The following is a 17,001-nucleotide window of genomic DNA, read 5'->3' as shown; positions in this document are numbered from 1 at the left end:
CCTCACCGCCCGACGAGCCCGAGCCGGTGCGCGAGGATCACGGCGTGGATCCGGTCCCGTGCCCCGAGCTTGGCCAGGATGCGGCCGACGTGCGTCTTGACCGTGGACTCGCCGACGTAGAGGGTCGCCGCGATCTCGGCGTTGGAGAGACCCCTTCCCATCGCGAAGAAGACCTCCTGCTCGCGGTCGGTCAGGGAACGGTATCCGGCGTCGTCGACTGCCTCGGCCGTCGGCGCGGCGCTTCCCAGCTGCGGACCGACATGCTCCAACAGCATGCGGGTCACCCGCGGCGCCAGGGCGGCGTCACCGCGGTGCACGGCACGGACCGCGGAGAGCATCTCGTGGCGCTGGGCGTCCTTCAGGAGGAAGCCGCTGGCGCCGGCGCGGATCGCACCGAAGGCGTACTCATCGAGATCGAACGTCGTGAGGACGAGCACCCTCGTCTCGGGATGCGCGCCGACGATGGCTCTCGTCGCGGCGATCCCGTCGAGCTCCGGCATGCGGATGTCCATGAGCACGAGGTCAGGGGCGAGGGCAGCGCTCTGGGCGATCGCGGCGTTCCCGTCGGCGGCTTCTCCGATGACGACGATGTCGGGCTCCGCCTCCAGGACCATGCGGAAACCCAGACGGATCAGCTCCTGATCGTCGACCAGGAGCACGCGGATCGGCGCTGTCATGTGTTCTCCTCTCCGCCCGGCGACACGGCCGGGGCCTCGGCCGACGTCGGCAGGACAGCCCGCAGGGTCCATCGCCCCTCGCCATCCGGCCGGGACTCCAGGGTGCCGCGGACGTGCGCGGCGCGCTCCGTGAGCCCTCGTAGTCCGAAGCCGCCCTCAGTGGGAGCCCCGGCCACGCCGTCGTTGACGATCTCCACCCTCACGGTAGCGGGCGTGTACTCGAGGCGCACGGACGCCGTGGTCGCCGTCGGCGCGTGCCGCATCGCGTTCGTCAGCCCCTCCTGCACGATCCGGCCGAGGGCATGGGCCACGTCGGACGACACCTCCGCCTGACCGGCTGTGGCGAGGGTGACCGGATACCCGGTCCGCTGCGCCGCCGCGACGGTCTCCTGCGGTGACGCGGGAGACACCGGCGCGAGGAGCAGCGGCGCGTCGTCGTCTCGCAGCACGCCGAGCATCGCCCGCATCTGGGTGAGCGCGCTGCGGGCGGTGTCCGCCGCGGAGGTGGCGGCTGCGCGGGCCTGCTCTCGGTCCGGGGTGGCGGCCGCTCCCTCGGACAGCGCCACGACCACGGTCAGGGAGTGCGACACGATGTCGTGCATCTCCCGCGCGATCCGCGCGCGCTCGGCGGCTGCGGCGAGCTGCGCCTGCTGATCCCGCTCCACGAGAAGCTGCCGCGAGCGATCGATGACGGCGTCCAGATAGCGTTTGCGGTTGCCCACGTTCGCGCCGATCAGGGTGCCGATGAGCCCGAGTACGACCGTGCCGAGGAGCGCGTTGACCGCCTCTTGAAGGGTGAAGACGCCGGCCCAGAGGAGGAGCCCGGCCCCGGAGGCGGTCGTCGCGACCCCGATGCCGAAGGCCGTCCACGCCGCGCGGGCGGAGCGGTAGACGGCGAGGGAGTAACCGGCGATCAGCAGGAGCGGGCTGCTCCCGGGCAGGGCGGTGAACAGGAGGAAGGCTTCGAGCAGGATCGCCGCGACCGCGGGAAGCCAGGGCTTCCGTCGACGCCAGAGCAGGGTGGCGCACGCCGCGATCACGCACAGCGGCAGCAGGGCGGCGAGCACGAGCCCGACGGGCCCGCGGTCGGCGTCATCGATGCGCGCGGCGGGGGTGATCGTGAGGATGATGCAGAGCAGGGTGAGCAGGACGTCGGCGAGGACGGGATGGCGCGCCCAGAAACGACGGAACACCCCGGGAGGACGAGGGAGCCGCAGCCCCTCGTCCTCCCGGACGGTGTCCGTTCTGCGTCGCGTCGCCGGCACCCGGTCTCCTACGCGTCGCGCGTGCGGAGGACGGCCCAGGCGGCCAGCAGGCCGCCGACCACCCAGCAGCCCAGCGTGAGGTAGGCGACCGGAGCGTCGAGCGTCGCCGTGTCACCGGGCAGGATCGCGTTCTGCGCGGCGGCGACCGGCAGGTAGGCCGAGGCGTCGATCACCCAGGCCCAGGCCTCGCCGGCCATCGAGAAGAAGCTCGCGACGATCGGGAGCACGAACAGCAGACCGACCGTCGCCGCGATCGCCCCGGCGCCCGAGCGCAGGATGAAGCCGAAGGCCACACCGATCAGCGCGAAGACGGCCATGGCGAGCGAGGCGACCACGATCGGCAGGACGGAGCTCGAGGGGTCCGACCAGTCGATGCCCCGCTCGCGTCCCGCGACCACGGCGGAGACGGCCGCCGCCGCGGCACCGAAGATGACCAGCGACGACACGAACAGGAAGCCCGCGAGCACGAGCGACTTCGCCAGCAGCACGGACCCGCGGATCGGGTCGGCTGTCAGCGTCGAGCGGATCATGCCCGTGGAGTACTCCCCGGTCACCGAGATCGCGCCGATGATACCGGCGAGCAGCATCGTGAACTGGATAGGCATGACGACGGCCTGGATCGGGTCGAACCCGGGGGCGTCGATCGCCTGGGCGATGAGGACGGCGATGCCGATCGTGAGCACGGCGGCGATCGCGATGGACCACCACGTCGACCGGAGGGTGGTGAGCTTGATGGCCTCGCCGCGCACGGCGCGCGCGAACGTGAGGCGCCGGCCGGAGTCGGCGACGGGGGGTGCGACGGCCGGGGTCGTCACGGCGGGGGCGGCGGTCATGAGAGCTCCTTCGTGCGGTACTCGACGGCGTCGCCGGTGAGGGCGAGGTAGGCCTCTTCGAGGGATCCGGTGGTCGGGGTGAGTTCGTGCAGCGGGATCCCCCGCTCCGCGGCGAGGTCGCCGATGCGCGCCGCCGGGAGCCCCGCGATGTCGAGCAGATCGGGAGCCGCGCTGACGATCTCCACGTCGGGACCGCCCACGGCGGCCACGAGGTCGGTCGGGCGCGGCGTCCGCACGCGCACTCGGTTGGTCGTCCACGAACGGACCAGCTCGGCGAGCGGGGCATCGGCGAGGACCTTGCCCCGTCCCATCACGATGACATGGTCGGCGGTCTGCGCCATCTCGCTCATGAGGTGACTGGACAGCAGCACCGTCCGGCCCTCGGAGGCGGCGTGTCGCACGAACTGCCGCACCCAGCGGACGCCCTCCGGGTCGAGGCCGTTGACGGGCTCGTCGAGGATGAGGGTGTGCGGATCGCCCAGCAGTGCGGAGGCGATCCCCAGGCGCTGCCCCATGCCGAGGGAGAACTTCCCGGCGCGCTTCCGGGCGACCGAGCCGATGCCGGCGAGCTCGATGACCTCGTCGACGCGGGAGGTGGGGATGCCGTGCGTGGCGGCCATCGCGCGGAGGTGATCGCGCGCCGTCCGTCCGGTGTGCACCGCCTTCGCGTCCAGCAGCACGCCCACCTCGGTGAGCGGTGCGCGGAGCTTGCGGTACTCCCGCCCGGCGACGGTCGCCGTCCCGGCCGTCGGACGGTCGAGCCCGACGATCATGCGCATGGTCGTCGACTTCCCTGCGCCGTTCGGTCCGAGGAAGCCGGTGACGCTGCCGGGCTGCACGGTGAAGGACACGCCGTCCACGGCGGTCTTGTCCCCGAATCTCTTGGTGAGGCCTTCTGCGGTGATCATGGGTTCCACGCTACGGATCGGCGGGTCGCGGCGCGTCCTCCCGGAGGACGATTCCCGGAAGCGGTGGGATCGTCCTCCGGGAGGACCGTGTGGGGGAGGACGGGTGGGCTGCGTCGCTCCGATAGTGTCGACAGGTGACCCCCGCCCGCCGACTCCCCGCTCCTCTGGCCCTCGGGGGAGCCGTCGCGATCGGGGTCATGACCGCGGTCCAGGCGCGCATCAACGGCGTGCTGGGCGTGCGTGTCGACAACGGCATCGTCGCCGGTTTCCTGTCCTTCGCGGTCGGGCTCGTGGCGCTCGCCGTGGTCATCTCGTTCCTGCCCTTCGCCCGGCGCGGCGCAATGCGCCTCGGACGGGGGATCCGGGAGCGCAGCATCCCGTTCTGGATGCTCCTCGGCGGTGCCTGCGGTGCGCTCACCGTGTCCACTCAGGGGTTGACGGCGGGGATCCTCGGCGTCTCGCTCTTCACCGTCGGCGTCGTCGCGGGACAGACCCTGCACGGCCTCGTCCTCGACCGCATCGGCTTCGGCCCGGCCGGCGTCGTGGCCGTGACCCCCGGTCGCGTGATGGGCGGCGTGCTGGCCCTCGCCGCGGTCGGCATCTCCCTCTCCGGCGATGTGCTCGCGACCGCCCCGCTGTGGATGCTGCTGCTTCCGTTCGCCGCCGGCGTGGGCATCGCCTGGCAGGCGGCGACCAACGGGCGGCTGGCCCAGCGCGTGCAGTCGCCGATCGCCGCCACCCTGATGAGCTTCATCGCTGGCACCCTGGTGCTGGCGGTCGCCGCCGGCACCAGCGTCGCGGTGCGGGGGTGGCCGGCCGCGCTGCCGACCGAGCCCTGGCTCTATCTCGGCGGTTTCCTGGGGGCCGGCTACATCCTGCTCGGCGCGTTCATCGTCGCGCACACGGGCGTGCTGCTGATGGGCCTGGGCTCGGTGCTCGGGCAGCTCGTCACGTCCGTCGTGATCGACCTGCTCTGGCCGGCGCAGGCGGGACCGGCACTGTGGCAGGTGATCGCGATGGTGATCGTGGCGGTCGGCTCAGTCCTCGTCGCGGTGCCCTGGCGTCGCCGCCGGCTCTAGGAACCGCTCTTCTTGGCGGCCTTCTTCGCCTTCTTCTTCGCCTTCTTGCGGGCCTTCTTCTCCGCCGTGGCGGCCTTCTTGTCCGCGGCCTCCCGCGCGGCTTCCTCCGCAGCCGCCCGGGCTTCGGTGGAGAGCTTCGGCGGGCGGGTCAGGAGGGCGCGGGCGTCGACGGTCTTGCGTCGGCCCGGGCTCTTGCCCTCCGGCTTCGCGCCGACGTAGAGCCAGCCGAGGAGTTCCTCGTCCGGACCCAGTCCATGCATCCGCGCGACCGGCTCCGAGCGCGTGTAGTGCCCGGTGCGCCAGATGACGCCCCACCCCGCCTCATCGAGCAGCAGGCTCAGCACATGGGCGACGCCGGAAGCCACCGCCTCCTGCTCCCAGCGCGGTACCTTCTCGCTCGGGCGGTAGCTCGCGACCACCGCGATGAGGAGCGGAGCACGCAGCGGCTTCGTGGACGGCTCCGCGTCCCCCTGCGCCTCGGCGATCGCGGCGCCGAGCGCCTCACGGTCCGCGCCGCGGAGTTCGATCAGACGCCAGGGGCGCAGCGACGAGTGGTCGGCGACGCGGCCCGCAGCGCCGACGAGCGTCACCAGCTCCTCACGTCCGGGAGCGGTGTCGCCGACCTTCGACCAGGACTGCCGTGCGCGGACGGCGTCGAGGGCGCTCACGACTCGTCGGGCGTGAAGTTCAGTGCGATCGAGTTCATGCAGTAGCGGTCACCGGTGGGCGTGCCGAAGCCGTCGGGGAAGACGTGGCCGAGGTGCGAGCCGCACGACGCGCAGCGGACCTCGGTACGGACCATGCCGAGGCTGTCGTCCTCGAGCAGCTCCACCGCATCCGGGCGGACCGACTCGTAGAAGCTCGGCCAGCCGCAGCCAGAGTCGAACTTGGTGCCGCTCTTGAAGAGCTCCGCACCGCAGGCGCCGCAGGTGTAGAGGCCGGCGCGCTCCTCGTCGAGCAGCTCACCGGTCCAGGCGCGCTCGGTCGCCGCCTGGCGCAGCACGGCGTACTGCTCCTCGCCGAGCTCTTCGCGCCACTCGTCTTCGGTCTTGTTCACGCTGTAGGGCATCGTGTCCTCCTGAGTCCCTTCCATTCTCCCTTGTGCGGAGCCTTCGTGGCGCTCCGCGTCAGAATGGACGAATGACCGACGCCGTGCACGAGCGCTATGCCCGATTCGCCGCGATGGAGGCGCCGGCGCGCAGCGCGCTGTATGCGGAGTGGGCGGCGGGGGTCGCCGAAGACCAGGAGATCACACACCTCCTCCAGCGGATCCCCGCGACCCGACGTCAGCCTCCCCTCGTCTTCGCCGTGTCCCGCCTGCTCGGCGCCGGTCATGGGCCGTACTCGGAGTGGCGTCGCTTCGTCCTCGCGCACGCCGACCGGCTCGTCGAGGAATGCACGCGGCGCGCGCTCCAGACCAACGAGCCGCTGCGTACCGCCGCGCTGCTCCCGGTGCTCTCCGAGATCGACGGACCCCTCGCTCTGCTGGAGGTCGGTGCCTCCGCCGGCCTCTGCCTGTACCCCGATCGCTATTCGTATCGCGTCATCGACGGAGACGGACTCGTCCGTCAGGCGCTCGATCCCCTCGACGGCCCCTCGTCGGTGGTGCTCGAGAGCGTCGTCTCCGGCGACCTGCCGTCGCTGCGGATGCCCGAGGTCGTGTGGCGTGCGGGGATCGACCTCGCTCCGCTCGACGCCGCCGACGACGAGGATCGGCGCTGGCTGCGCGCTCTCGTGTGGCCGGGGGAGGAGGGGAGGGAGCAGCGCATCACGGCCGCTCTCGACATCGCGGCCGCCGACCCGCCTCTTCTCGTCGCCGGAGACGCGGCTGTCCACCTGGAGGACCTGGCGCGGGCCGCCCCGGCGGACGCCACGCTGGTGATCACGACGCCGGGCGTTCTCGTGCACATCCCGCGGGCGGAGCGCGAGGCGCTGGTCGCGAGGATCGCGGCGCTCCCCGCGCGCTGGGTCACGATCGACCCGCCCGCCCTGCTCGACGTCTGGGATCCGCCGGTCGCCGCGGAGACGTGGCCCGGGTTCGTCGTCGCGCTCGACGGTCGGGTGCGCGCCGCAGCCGATCCGCTCGGCGCCCGGTGGGAGTGGCGCGCGGGCGAAACGCCGACCACGACCTAACCTGAGGGCATGCCCGCAGACCACCTCACGGAGCGCGATCGCGCGATCCTCGCCCTGGAGGCCGCCTGGCCGCGCCACGGCGGCATGAAGGAGGAGGTCATCCGTACGCGGCTGGGGATGAGCGCGGCGCGCTACTACCAGCTCCTCGGTCGGCTCATCGACTCGGAGGCGGCCCTCGCCTTCGATCCGATCCTCGTCGGCCGCCTGCGTCGGCTGCGGGATGCCAGGAGCGCCCGGCGATCGGCGCGGGTCCCCGGCTTCACGGGCTGACCCGACCCGCGGCACGCGATCAGGCTCGTCGCGGAACGGTTTGCCAGGGACGTGCCGCTAGCATCGAGGGGTGTCCAAGCCCCCCCGTGACCGTTTCGACGAGGTCCCCCGTTCCACCGGACGCGTGGGAGCACACCGCGCCGAAGCCCCGGGCATGAACGGCTGGGTCGTGCTGCTGTGGTCCTTCGTCGCCGCTCTCGTGCTCATCATCGCCGGCATCTTCGGCGCCCTGGCCGTCATGGGACGGATCGACCTCTTCCCGGAGGCGGCGCCGTCCGCGGCCCCCACGCCTGAGCAGACCGGGGTGATCGACCCGAGCTATTCGGTGCTCATCCTCAACGCGACCCCGGACAGCGGGCTGGACGATCAGATGCGCGACACCCTCATCAACGCCGGGTGGGCGGCGGCGACCGTGCTCGCCAGCGACAGCGCCAGCGACGACTTCGAGACGACGACCGTCTACTACGTCAGCGCCGAGGACGAGGAGGCGGCGAAGGGCCTCGCCGGCGTCATCGGCGGTGCCGAGGTGCAGCAGAGCGACTACTACGCCGGCCAGACGGAGGACGGGCAGAAGCAGCTCACCATCGTGATCGGCGTCGACCGGGCCGCGTCGGTGCCCGAGACTCCCGCGCCCTGACGCCCGTCTCCCTCCCGGATTGTGCGGCTTGCACTCGATGGTGTCGAGTGCCAGAATGGCGTTAGCACTCTCTCACTCTGAGTGCTAAACCCACCGTCTACGTCCAGGAGGGACGACAAAACTCATGGCAAAGATCATCGCCTTCGATGAGGAGGCCCGCCGCGGCCTCGAGCGTGGCCTCAACATCCTCGCCGACGCGGTCAAGGTGACCCTCGGCCCGCGTGGTCGCAACGTCGTGCTCGAGAAGAAGTGGGGCGCCCCCACGATCACGAACGACGGTGTCTCCATCGCCAAGGAGATCGAGCTGGACGACCCGTACGAGAAGATCGGCGCGGAGCTCGTCAAGGAGGTCGCCAAGAAGACCGACGACGTCGCCGGTGACGGCACGACGACCGCCACGGTGCTCGCCCAGGCCCTGGTCCGCGAGGGGCTGCGCAACGTCGCGGCCGGCGCCGACCCCATCTCGCTCAAGCGCGGCATCGAGAAGGCCGTCGCCGCGATCACCGAGGAGCTGCTGAGCACGGCGAAGGAGATCGACTCCAAGGAGCAGATCGCCGCGACCGCCTCCATCTCGGCCGCCGACCCGGCGATCGGCGAGCTCATCGCCGAGGCCATCGACAAGGTCGGCAAGGAGGGTGTGGTCACCGTCGAGGAGTCGCAGACCTTCGGCACCGAGCTCGAGCTCACCGAGGGCATGCGCTTCGACAAGGGCTACCTGAACCCATACTTCGTCACGGACCCGGAGCGCCAGGAAGCCGTCTTCGAGGACCCGTACATCCTCATCGCGAACCAGAAGGTCTCCAACATCAAGGACCTCCTGCCCATCGTCGACAAGGTGATCCAGGACGGCAAGGAGCTCGTCATCATCGCCGAGGACGTCGAGGGTGAGGCCCTCGCGACCCTCGTGCTGAACAAGCTCAAGGGCATCTTCAAGTCGGTTGCCGTCAAGGCTCCCGGCTTCGGCGACCGCCGTAAGGCGCAGCTGCAGGACATCGCGATCCTCACGGGCGGCCAGGTCATCACCGAAGAGGTGGGCCTCAAGCTCGAGAACGCCACGCTCGACCTGCTCGGCCGTGCGCGCAAGGTCATCGTCACCAAGGATGAGACCACGATCGTCGAGGGTGCCGGCGAGGCCGACCAGATCGAGGGCCGCGTCACGCAGATCCGTCGCGAGATCGAGAACACCGACAGCGACTACGACCGCGAGAAGCTGCAGGAGCGCCTGGCGAAGCTCGCCGGTGGTGTGGCCGTCATCAAGGCCGGCGCTGCGACCGAGGTCGAGCTCAAGGAGCGCAAGCACCGCATCGAGGACGCCGTCCGCAACGCGAAGGCGGCCGTCGAGGAGGGCATCGTCCCCGGTGGTGGCGTCGCGCTCATCCAGTCCGGCACGAAGGCGCTCGACGCTCTCTCGCTCGAGGGCGACGAGGCGACCGGTGCGAACATCGTCCGCGTCGCGATCGAGGCACCGCTGAAGCAGATTGCGCTGAACGCCGGTCTCGAGCCGGGCGTCGTCGCCAACAAGGTCTCCGAGCTCCCCGCGGGCCAGGGCCTGAACGCCGCCAGCGGCGAGTACGGCGACATGTTCGCACAGGGCATCATCGACCCGGCGAAGGTCACGCGTTCCGCGCTGCAGAACGCCGCGTCGATCGCCGGTCTGTTCCTGACGACGGAGGCCGTCGTCGCCGACAAGCCGGAGAAGGCTGCTGCTCCCGCGGGTGACCCCACGGGCGGCATGGACTTCTGATCCTCTGACAGGATCGGAGACCCCGGTCTCACCGACAGAAAGCCCCCGGCTCCGGCCGGGGGCTTTCTGCGTGTCCCTCAGCGGAACAGGCTCGCCGAGTACTGATCTGCGTCGGCGTACTGGGTGGCCACGGCGCCGAGCGAGGTGCCGATACCGTCCAGGACGAGCTCGACGTGCTGCTGGGCGCCCTGCCACTCCTCCGCGCATCCCTGGAACGCCGTGGCGGCGGTGCCGACCCAGGCGGTCTGCAGGTGCCTGAGCTGCGACATGAGGGTGGCGGATTCGGCGCGCAGACGCTCGATGGTGGCGCGCGTCGCGGCTTCGGCCGCGTGGACGGCGTCGGTGTCGACGGTGAAGACGGTCATGGGAACTCCCTTCGAGGAAACCCCGACGATACGCAGGCGGCAGTCCCGGGGCGCCCGGAGAGGGAGCGCGGCACCGCGGACGGGAGAACGCCGCGGTGCGAGCCGACTGTGCAGAAGAGGCGGTTACGGCAGGTCGAGGCGGTCGAGCGGCTGCGTGTCCTCGAGGAGATGCTCCGGGGTCGAGCGCGCCGGCGCCAGTGGCAGCGTCACGGTGAAGGTGGCTCCGCCTCCAGGGCTCTCGGAGACCGTGATGTCGCCGTTCAGAGCCTTGAGGATGGAGGCGACGATGGCGAGCCCGAGACCGGATCCACCGGTCTCCCGTGCCCGGGACGTGTCGGCGCGCCAGAACCGCTCGAAGATCTGCTCCCGGATCTGCGGGGGGACACCCTCGCCGTGATCGACGATCGAGATGCTCGCGGTCCCGGCGACGCGGTCCGAGTCCACCACGATCTCGATCGGGCTGTCCTCCGGGGAGAAGCGGCGCGCGTTCCCCAGGAGATTCGTGACCACCTGGCGGACCTTGTTCTCCTCGCCGAGCACGATCGGCGGTGTCCGGACCGGGATGTCCGCGACCTCGGTGAAGTCGATGGCGGGGGGCTGCTCCGGCGTGCGCGGACGGCGGCGCAGCCGCGACAGGGTGGCCCGGGGCCGGGTCTTGGGTGCGGGGTCCTGGGCGATGGGCACCACGGGCGTGCGGATGGGGGCGGTCGGGACGTTCTCGACCGTCCTGTCGATCACGGAGATCACGCGTCCGGGCGCCGCGGCGCGCACGTCGAGGGCGGCGTCGCGGGCGATGGGGCGGAGGTCGAGAGGGACGATCTCCGGCTCGCGCTCCTCGTCCAGCCGTGCGAGCGCGAGGAGATCCTCCACGAGCACGCCCATGCGGATCGCCTCCTTCTCGATGCGCTCCATCGCCCGAGCGGTGTCCTCCTCGCCCTTAATCGCGCCCATGCGGTACAGCTCGGCGTACCCGCGCACGCTGACGAGCGGGGTCCGCAGCTCGTGACTGGCGTCTCCGATGAACCGGCGCATGTGCTGCACCGTGCGGTCGCGTTGGGCGAGGGAGCGGTCCACGCGGTCGAGCATCGTGTTGATGGCCGCGTTCAGGCGGCCGACCTCCGTGGTCGGCTCCAGGTCGGTGAGCCGCTGTCGGAAGTCGCCGGCCGCGATCGACATGGCGGTCTGCTCTACCTGGCCGAGCCGGCGGAAGGTCAGCGTCACGAGGCCGCGGGTGAGCAGCGCCGCGACGAAGATCGTGAAGAGGGCGATGGTGATGTAGATGCCGAAGTACTGGCTGATGATGCGGTCGGCTTCGGCGAGGGGGAGCGCCACCATCTGGATGCTGAGCGGGTCGCCCTCCTGCTGCACGACCGCGGCAGCAGCGTGGTAGACGCCGCCGTCCGCGTCCTCGAGCGCGAGGACCTGCTCCTCATTCGCCTGGGCGTCGGAGAGCGAGTACTCGGCGGGGAAGACTGGAGCTCGGCCCGACGCGCTCGGCGCGGTCGCGCGGAGGGCGCCCTCCGCGTCGTAGACCGCGAACGAGAAGTCACGCGGCTTCTCGTCTCTCGGCGTGTATGTGGTGACGCCGTCGATCGTCGTCGTGTCGAAGTAGCGGTTGACGAGGTCGCTGGTCACCAGCGCAGGGAGCTGCGCGTTGATGTTCTCCACCAGGGCGTTCCGCAGCAGCGGTACGGTCCCGATGCCCGCGACGAGGAGGCCGAGCGCGAGGACGGCCACGGTGACGCCGGTGACCTTGGCGCGGAGGCTGATGCGCCGCCACCACGCGGTGACCGCATCCGGCTTGTGCGCCATGCGGTCCTCCCTGCTGCGACGGCGGTGCCGTCCGGGGACGGCGGCTGCGGGCTCGACGGTCTCAGACCGTCTTGCCCACCTTGAGCATGTACCCGAAGCCGCGCTTCGTCTGGATCAGCGACTCCTCGGTGTGCGGGTCGATCTTGCGGCGGAGGTACGAGATGTAGCTCTCCACGATGCCGGCATCGCCGTTGAAGTCGTACTCCCAGACATGGTCGAGGATCTGCGCCTTCGACAGCACCCGGTTCGGGTTCAGCATGAGGTAGCGCAGGAGCTTGAACTCGGTCGGGCTCAGGTCGATCGGCTCCTTGCCGACGTGCACGTCGTGCGTGTCTTGGTCCATCGAGAGCTCGCCCGCGCGGATGATCGACTCCTCGTCGGCCTGCATGGTGCGGCGGAGGATGGCCTGGGCCCTGGCGACGATCTCGTCCAGGCTGAACGGCTTGGTGACGTAGTCGTCGCCACCGGCGTTCAGTCCCTCGATCTTGTCCTCCGTACCGTCCTTGGCCGTGAGGAAGAGGATGGGTGCGGTGAAGCCGGCGCCGCGGAGGCGCTTGGTCACGCTGAACCCGTTCATGTCGGGGAGCATGACGTCGAGGATGATGAGGTCCGGCTCCTCTTCGAGGACAGCGGAGATCGTGGCGGCGCCGTTGGCCACCGTCTTCACCTGGAACCCGGCGAAGCTGAGACCCGTGGAGAGCAGGTCGCGGATGTTGGGCTCGTCGTCGACGACCAGGATGCGCGCAGCAGTCATGACCCCATTATGGTGACTTCGGCCATGCGCGGGCTGATTATCCTGCGGAACGGCGTGGATGCGGTCGATCCGTCGGCAGGTGGATGTGCTGCACAGGCGGTCGGGGGAGGATCGAGGCATGAGTTCGATCGAGGACGCCACCGCCGCCCCCGTCACCCCGTCCGCCGCGTCTCCTGAGGGGTCCGACGGAGGGCTCGAGTACCACCGTCTGGCGCTCCTCCGCCCGCGCCCCCGGTGGTGGAAGCCGCTGCTCACCGGACTCCTCGGCATCGCGTTCTACCTCGCGATCCTCGTGCTCGTGATCGTGCCGCTGGTCATCGTGTCCGCCCTCGTCCCGGGCTGGGCGGCGGAACTGCAGATGCTGTTCCGGACCACCGCCTACTTCCAGCTCGATCGTCCGTGGCTCCTCGTGGCGCTGGTGCTCCCGCTTATCCTCATGATCCCGGCTCTGCTGCTCGCCTCGCGGGTGGTGCAGGGGCGGGGCGTCGGCCTGCTCTCCTCGGTCACCGGGCGGCTGCGGATGGGGTGGCTCGGCCGGACCCTCGTGCTGGCACTCGCCGTGTTCCTGGTCTACTTCGCCGTGGTGCTCGGCTGGTCGGCCGCCGCCGGCGACGCGGTGACGCCCGACTTCTCCCACCCGGGGCTGCTGCTCATGGTGGTGCTCCTGCTCGTGCTGATCCCGTTCCAGGCCGCAGCGGAGGAGTACGTCTTCCGGGGGTACCTCATGCAGCTCGTCGGGAGCTGGCTGAGGCACCCCGCCTTCGCGATCCTGCTGCCGGTGCCGCTGTTCGTGCTGGGGCACGGCTACGACGTCTGGGGTGCGGCGAGCGTCGGCCTCTTCGCCGTCGTCGCCGCCTGGCTGACGTGGCGCACGGGCGGTCTGGAGGCGGCGATCTCGCTCCACATCGTCAACAATCTGCTGATCTTCCTGCTCGGCTCCGTCGCCGTGGTCGATGCGAATGCGACCTCGGGCACGCCGGTCGATCTCCTCGGATCCGCGCTGGCGATGCTCGTCTTCGCCGGCGTCGTCGACCGCTGGGCCCGCCGCCGGGGCATCGAGCGGACCGCAGCGATCACCGACGGCGCCGCGGGCACGCATCAGCTCCCGCGGATGCTGCGCGGCTGAGTGCCCGCACCGCCGTCAGGCGGCGATCGCCTCGGCGTCCATGATCGTGTAGCTGTAGCCCTGCTCCGCGAGGAACCGCTGCCGGTTCTGCGCGTAGTCCTGGTCGATGGTGTCGCGTGCCACGAGCGTGTAGAAGCTCGCGGTGTGGCCGGACTGCTTCGGACGGAGAAGGCGCCCGAGACGCTGGGCCTCCTCCTGCCGGGAGCCGAACGAGCCGGACACCTGGATGGCGACCGATGCCTCGGGGAGGTCGATGGAGAAGTTCGCGACCTTGGACACCACGAGCAGCGAGATGTCGCCCTCCCGGAATGCCCGGTACAGCTCCTCCCGCTCCTCGACCGGAGTGGACCCGGTGATCTGCGGGGCATCGAGCGCCTGCGAGAGCGCGTCGAGCTGGTCGAGGTACTGGCCGATGACGAGGATCTGCTCGCCCTGGTGAGCCGCGATCAGCTCGCGCACCGCATCGATCTTCGCCGGGGCGGAGGCCGCGAGTCGGTAGCGCTCGTCGTCGGTGGCCGCCGCGTACTCCAGGCGGTCCGCCGGGGGAAGGTCGACTCGCACCTCGAAGCAGGCGGCGGGGGAGATGAAGCCCTGCGCCTCGATCTGCTTCCACGGGGCGTCGAAGCGCTTCGGGCCGATCAGGCTGAAGACGTCGCCCTCGCGGCCGTCCTCACGGACCAGGGTGGCGGTGAGGCCGATCCGGCGCCGCGCCTGGAGGTCGGCGGTGAGCTTGAACACGGGCGCCGGCAGCAGGTGCACCTCGTCGTACACGATGAGGCCCCAGTCCAGCGCGTCGAGGAGGGCGAGGTGCGCGTACTCTCCCTTCCGCTTCGCGGTGAGGATCTGGTACGTCGCGATCGTGACGGGTTTGACCTCCTTGGCCTGCCCGGAGTACTCGCCGATCTCCTCAGGGGTGAGGCTGGTGCGCTTGAGCAGCTCGTCCCGCCACTGCCGCGCGGACACCGTGTTCGTCACGAGGATGAGGGTCGTCGTCTTGGTGGCCGCCATGGCCCCGGCGCCGACGATCGTCTTGCCCGCACCGCAGGGGAGCACGACCACGCCCGAGCCGTCCTTCGAGAAGGCGTCGACGGCGTCCTGCTGATATGGGCGGATGGCCCACCCGTCCTCGGCGAGCTCGATCTCGTGAGGCGTGCCTGGCGTGTACCCGGCGAGGTCCTCCGCCGGCCAGCCGATCTTCAGCAGCTCCTGCTTGATCTGACCGCGTGCCCAGGCGTCCACGACGAACGTGTCCGGCGTCGGGTGCCCGATGAGCAGCGGCTGGATGCGCTTGTTGTTCGCGACCTGGGCCAGCACGGCGGGGTCGGTCGAGCGCAGGATGAGCACGCCTTCGTCGTCGCGCTCGATGACCAGGCGGCCGTACCGGTTGACCGTCTCGCGCAGGTCGACGGCGACCGAGGGCGGGACGGGGAAGCGCGACCAGCGGTCGAGCGTCTCCAGCATGTCCTCGGCGGTGTGGCCGGCGGCGCGGGCGTTCCACAGCCCGAGCCGCGTGATCCGGTACGTGTGGATGTGCTCGGGCGCACGCTCCAGCTCGGCGAAGATCGCGAGCTCGTGGCGGGCGCTCTCGGCGTCGGCGTGGGCGACCTCGAGGAGCACGGTGCGGTCGCTCTGGACGATCAGGGGGCCATCAGACATAGCTGACCAGTCTACCGGCCCCTGGCTGCACGGGGCCTAGGTCGGGACGACGGTCGCGGCGCGGATGCTCGACACGGGCAGGGTGCGCTCGACATCGGCCGCCCTGTCCCTTCCCCGCAGCCGCCCGCCGCCGATCCCGGTGGCTTCGAGGAGGAGGTCCCTGGTGGATCCGTCCGGCATGCCGACCGTCACCCGCAGCACGGCCTTCGCGCGCACCGCCGCCTCCAGCTCCCTGTCCAGCCACGCGGCGTCCGCGTCGGGTCCCTGGCGTTCGCGCAGCCGCGCGATCAGCGGTGCGTAGTCGGGGGCGGGGGCGGGGTCGGGTACGGCAGCCGGGTGTCGCGTGCGTACAGCGACGGTCCCGTCGCGATCGACGAGGGTCGCGGGGTACCTGGCGTCGGTCAGCGCCCAGTAGACCGTGTCCTGCCCGACCTTGGTCGTCAGCGAGCCGACGTGCGCGGTGAGCCCGAGCGGCCGGAGCGACTGGTCGACCGCCATGGCTTCGAGGAGGTGCGCATCCGTGCTCTCCACCCGCGTGCGCCCCGTCTCCTCGTCCACGGAGACCCGCACGAGCCCGTGGCGCTGGCCGGTCTGCGCGACGAGGTAGCCGAGGGGCTGCGGAATGCCCGTGAGCGAGATCTCGCCGAGGAACCCCAGGATCGAGGCCTCGTCCTCCCCTGCGGCGAACGCATGTGCGACCGACTCCGCGGTGAAGCGGTACGACGAGGCCTGGGAGGCGGACTCCCGACGGGCCATGGTCCGCAGCCGCACGTCCAGTGCAGGCTGCAGGGGGCCCGGGGCGATCGCGGTGAGGTCGTTCTGGAGGAAGATCCGGTCCACCTCCGCGGGTAGGAGCGCCGAAAGGGCGGAGGGCTCGGCCGCCTCGCCGCGCCGCAGCGCCGCGGACCACGGGGGCTCGGAGCCGTCCTCCGCGATGAGGCCGAGAAGACGAGCGGCCTCGAACTGCCGAACCGCCTCCTCCGGCCAGGCCGGATCCCAGGGATGGGCGAGGGGCCATTGACTCGGCGGCAGCCACCCTCCCGTCGCCGTGCGGATCCCGCGGGGGAGCGTGTCACGGAAGGCGGTGGCCAGGAGGTTCCAGCGTGCGGGCGCGGGGGAACGGAGCCAGTCCTCAGCGGCCGGGGTGGTGCGCAGCAGGCGCTCGACGGGAGCGGCGAGACCGGCGCGCACGGCGAGCGCCACCAGCGGATCGACGCTCTCGACATCGAGGCCCGTCTCGGTGAGCTGACGCTTCTGGCCCGCGCTCACCGCACCGCCCATGAGGAGGGTGAACGGCTGCTCCCTGGCGAGGAGCAGGATGTCGGCGAGCACGCCGACGGTGGTGAAGGCGCGCTCCGCGGCGTGCGCGGAGACGGACTCCTCCGCTGCCGGTGCGGGGGTCTCGTCGAGGGGAGCAGGCCGAGACCTCCCGGCCACCGCCTCGGCGACGGGCGGGTGCGGTGTGCCGTCGGCGCGGAGCAGGGCGAGCGCGGTCAGACGCTCGCGGCCGGCGCCGGCTCCGTCTCCCGCCACGGCGTCGACGAGCGCGGCGGCCTCCGCGGCGGTCAGGGCGGGCAGCGCACGGCCGATCGACGCGGCGTCCAGCAGGGCCTCGGCCGCGTCGAAGAGATCCTGCCAGGCGACATCGGGACGCACACCGCGCGCGGTCAGCAGCGCCGTCAGCTCGTCATCGCTCGCCGCGGCCAGGTCGTCGGCCAACGGGCGTGCGTGCGTGCTCATCG

17 protein-coding genes are annotated in these 17,001 nt (G+C 71.1%); 6 read left to right on the top strand and 11 right to left on the bottom strand.

Annotated features, from left to right (window positions below; genetic code table 11):
- Nucleotides 1–2: 2 nt before the first annotated feature.
- From RI211_RS12560 to RI211_RS12545, 4 genes are read right to left on the bottom strand one after another with little or no spacing between them, the layout of a single operon-like run.
- A complete protein-coding gene (locus RI211_RS12560) occupies nt 3–677 on the bottom strand; it encodes a response regulator transcription factor (RefSeq protein WP_315637879.1) in 675 nt (224 codons plus the stop codon).
- Complete coding sequence (locus RI211_RS12555) at nt 674–1,942, bottom strand: sensor histidine kinase (protein ID WP_315637880.1); 1,269 nt, start codon at nt 1,940–1,942, stop codon at nt 674–676. Before RI211_RS12555 ends, RI211_RS12560 begins: the two co-directional genes overlap by 4 nt.
- Before the next feature lie 8 nt (nt 1,943–1,950).
- Nucleotides 1,951–2,775, bottom strand: a complete 825-nt coding sequence (locus RI211_RS12550; RefSeq protein WP_315637881.1) for an ABC transporter permease — start codon at nt 2,773–2,775, stop codon at nt 1,951–1,953.
- On the bottom strand, nt 2,772–3,683 hold the full coding sequence (locus RI211_RS12545; protein WP_187662071.1) for an ABC transporter ATP-binding protein: 912 nt from the start codon (nt 3,681–3,683) through the stop codon (nt 2,772–2,774). Before RI211_RS12545 ends, RI211_RS12550 begins: the two co-directional genes overlap by 4 nt.
- A 164-nt stretch (nt 3,684–3,847) precedes the next feature.
- On the opposite strand from RI211_RS12545, the gene RI211_RS12540 reads away from it, so the two are divergent.
- A complete protein-coding gene (locus RI211_RS12540; protein ID WP_187664202.1) occupies nt 3,848–4,762 on the top strand; it encodes a DMT family transporter in 915 nt (304 codons plus the stop codon).
- On the opposite strand, the gene RI211_RS12535 is transcribed toward RI211_RS12540, so the two are convergent.
- Both RI211_RS12535 and msrB read right to left on the bottom strand, forming a co-directional pair.
- A complete protein-coding gene (locus tag RI211_RS12535; RefSeq protein ID WP_396654944.1) occupies nt 4,759–5,430 on the bottom strand; it encodes a nitroreductase family protein in 672 nt (223 codons plus the stop codon). The genes RI211_RS12540 and RI211_RS12535 overlap by 4 nt on opposite strands.
- Nucleotides 5,427–5,831: a peptide-methionine (R)-S-oxide reductase MsrB gene (gene msrB, locus RI211_RS12530; RefSeq protein ID WP_101848572.1), complete on the bottom strand. Its 405-nt coding sequence runs from the start codon at nt 5,829–5,831 to the stop codon at nt 5,427–5,429. The genes RI211_RS12535 and msrB overlap by 4 nt, the downstream gene beginning before the upstream one ends.
- A 71-nt stretch (nt 5,832–5,902) precedes the next feature.
- Here msrB and RI211_RS12525 point away from each other — a divergent pair, with 71 nt between their 5' ends.
- The 4 genes from RI211_RS12525 (at nt 5,903) to groL (ending at nt 9,546) form a co-directional block, all read left to right on the top strand.
- On the top strand, nt 5,903–6,895 hold the full coding sequence (locus tag RI211_RS12525; protein WP_315637882.1) for a DUF2332 family protein: 993 nt from the start codon (nt 5,903–5,905) through the stop codon (nt 6,893–6,895).
- A gap of 9 nt (nt 6,896–6,904) precedes the next feature.
- A complete protein-coding gene (locus RI211_RS12520; protein ID WP_259951423.1) occupies nt 6,905–7,165 on the top strand; it encodes a DUF3263 domain-containing protein in 261 nt (86 codons plus the stop codon).
- Nucleotides 7,166–7,235: 70 nt separating this feature from the next.
- Nucleotides 7,236–7,802, top strand: a complete 567-nt coding sequence (locus tag RI211_RS12515; RefSeq protein WP_311198669.1) for a LytR C-terminal domain-containing protein — start codon at nt 7,236–7,238, stop codon at nt 7,800–7,802.
- Between the two features lie 124 nt (nt 7,803–7,926).
- On the top strand, nt 7,927–9,546 hold the full coding sequence (gene groL, locus RI211_RS12510; protein WP_025105526.1) for a chaperonin GroEL: 1,620 nt from the start codon (nt 7,927–7,929) through the stop codon (nt 9,544–9,546).
- Between the two features lie 77 nt (nt 9,547–9,623).
- Here the strand turns inward: groL and RI211_RS12505 are convergent, their stop codons facing one another.
- The 3 genes from RI211_RS12505 to RI211_RS12495 all read right to left on the bottom strand — a co-directional run bounded on the left by RI211_RS12505 (nt 9,624) and on the right by RI211_RS12495 (nt 12,477).
- Complete coding sequence (locus RI211_RS12505) at nt 9,624–9,911, bottom strand: WXG100 family type VII secretion target (RefSeq protein WP_187662068.1); 288 nt, start codon at nt 9,909–9,911, stop codon at nt 9,624–9,626.
- Between the two features lie 123 nt (nt 9,912–10,034).
- A complete protein-coding gene (locus RI211_RS12500) occupies nt 10,035–11,723 on the bottom strand; it encodes a sensor histidine kinase (protein WP_315637883.1) in 1,689 nt (562 codons plus the stop codon).
- 61 nt (nt 11,724–11,784) lie between these two features.
- Complete coding sequence (locus RI211_RS12495) at nt 11,785–12,477, bottom strand: response regulator transcription factor (protein ID WP_025105529.1); 693 nt, start codon at nt 12,475–12,477, stop codon at nt 11,785–11,787.
- 118 nt (nt 12,478–12,595) lie between these two features.
- Here RI211_RS12495 and RI211_RS12490 point away from each other — a divergent pair, with 118 nt between their 5' ends.
- Entirely contained in the window at nt 12,596–13,603 is a 1,008-nt protein-coding gene (locus tag RI211_RS12490; RefSeq protein ID WP_315637884.1) for a CPBP family intramembrane glutamic endopeptidase, read from the top strand.
- 15 nt (nt 13,604–13,618) lie between these two features.
- Here the strand turns inward: RI211_RS12490 and RI211_RS12485 are convergent, their stop codons facing one another.
- Nucleotides 13,619–15,259 carry a DNA repair helicase XPB gene (locus RI211_RS12485; protein WP_315637885.1) on the bottom strand — a complete coding sequence of 547 codons (1,641 nt, stop codon included), beginning with the start codon at nt 15,257–15,259 and terminating at the stop codon, nt 13,619–13,621.
- Nucleotides 15,260–15,295: 36 nt separating this feature from the next.
- Nucleotides 15,296–16,999 carry a helicase-associated domain-containing protein gene (locus RI211_RS12480; RefSeq protein ID WP_315637886.1) on the bottom strand — a complete coding sequence of 568 codons (1,704 nt, stop codon included), beginning with the start codon at nt 16,997–16,999 and terminating at the stop codon, nt 15,296–15,298.
- Nucleotides 17,000–17,001: the final 2 nt, after the last annotated feature.

This window comes from Microbacterium meiriae (genome assembly GCF_032364335.1).
Classification (GTDB): domain Bacteria; phylum Actinomycetota; class Actinomycetes; order Actinomycetales; family Microbacteriaceae; genus Microbacterium; species Microbacterium meiriae.
Note: the sequence above shows the minus strand (reverse complement) of the source record. Positions and strands in the feature narration are given on the sequence as shown.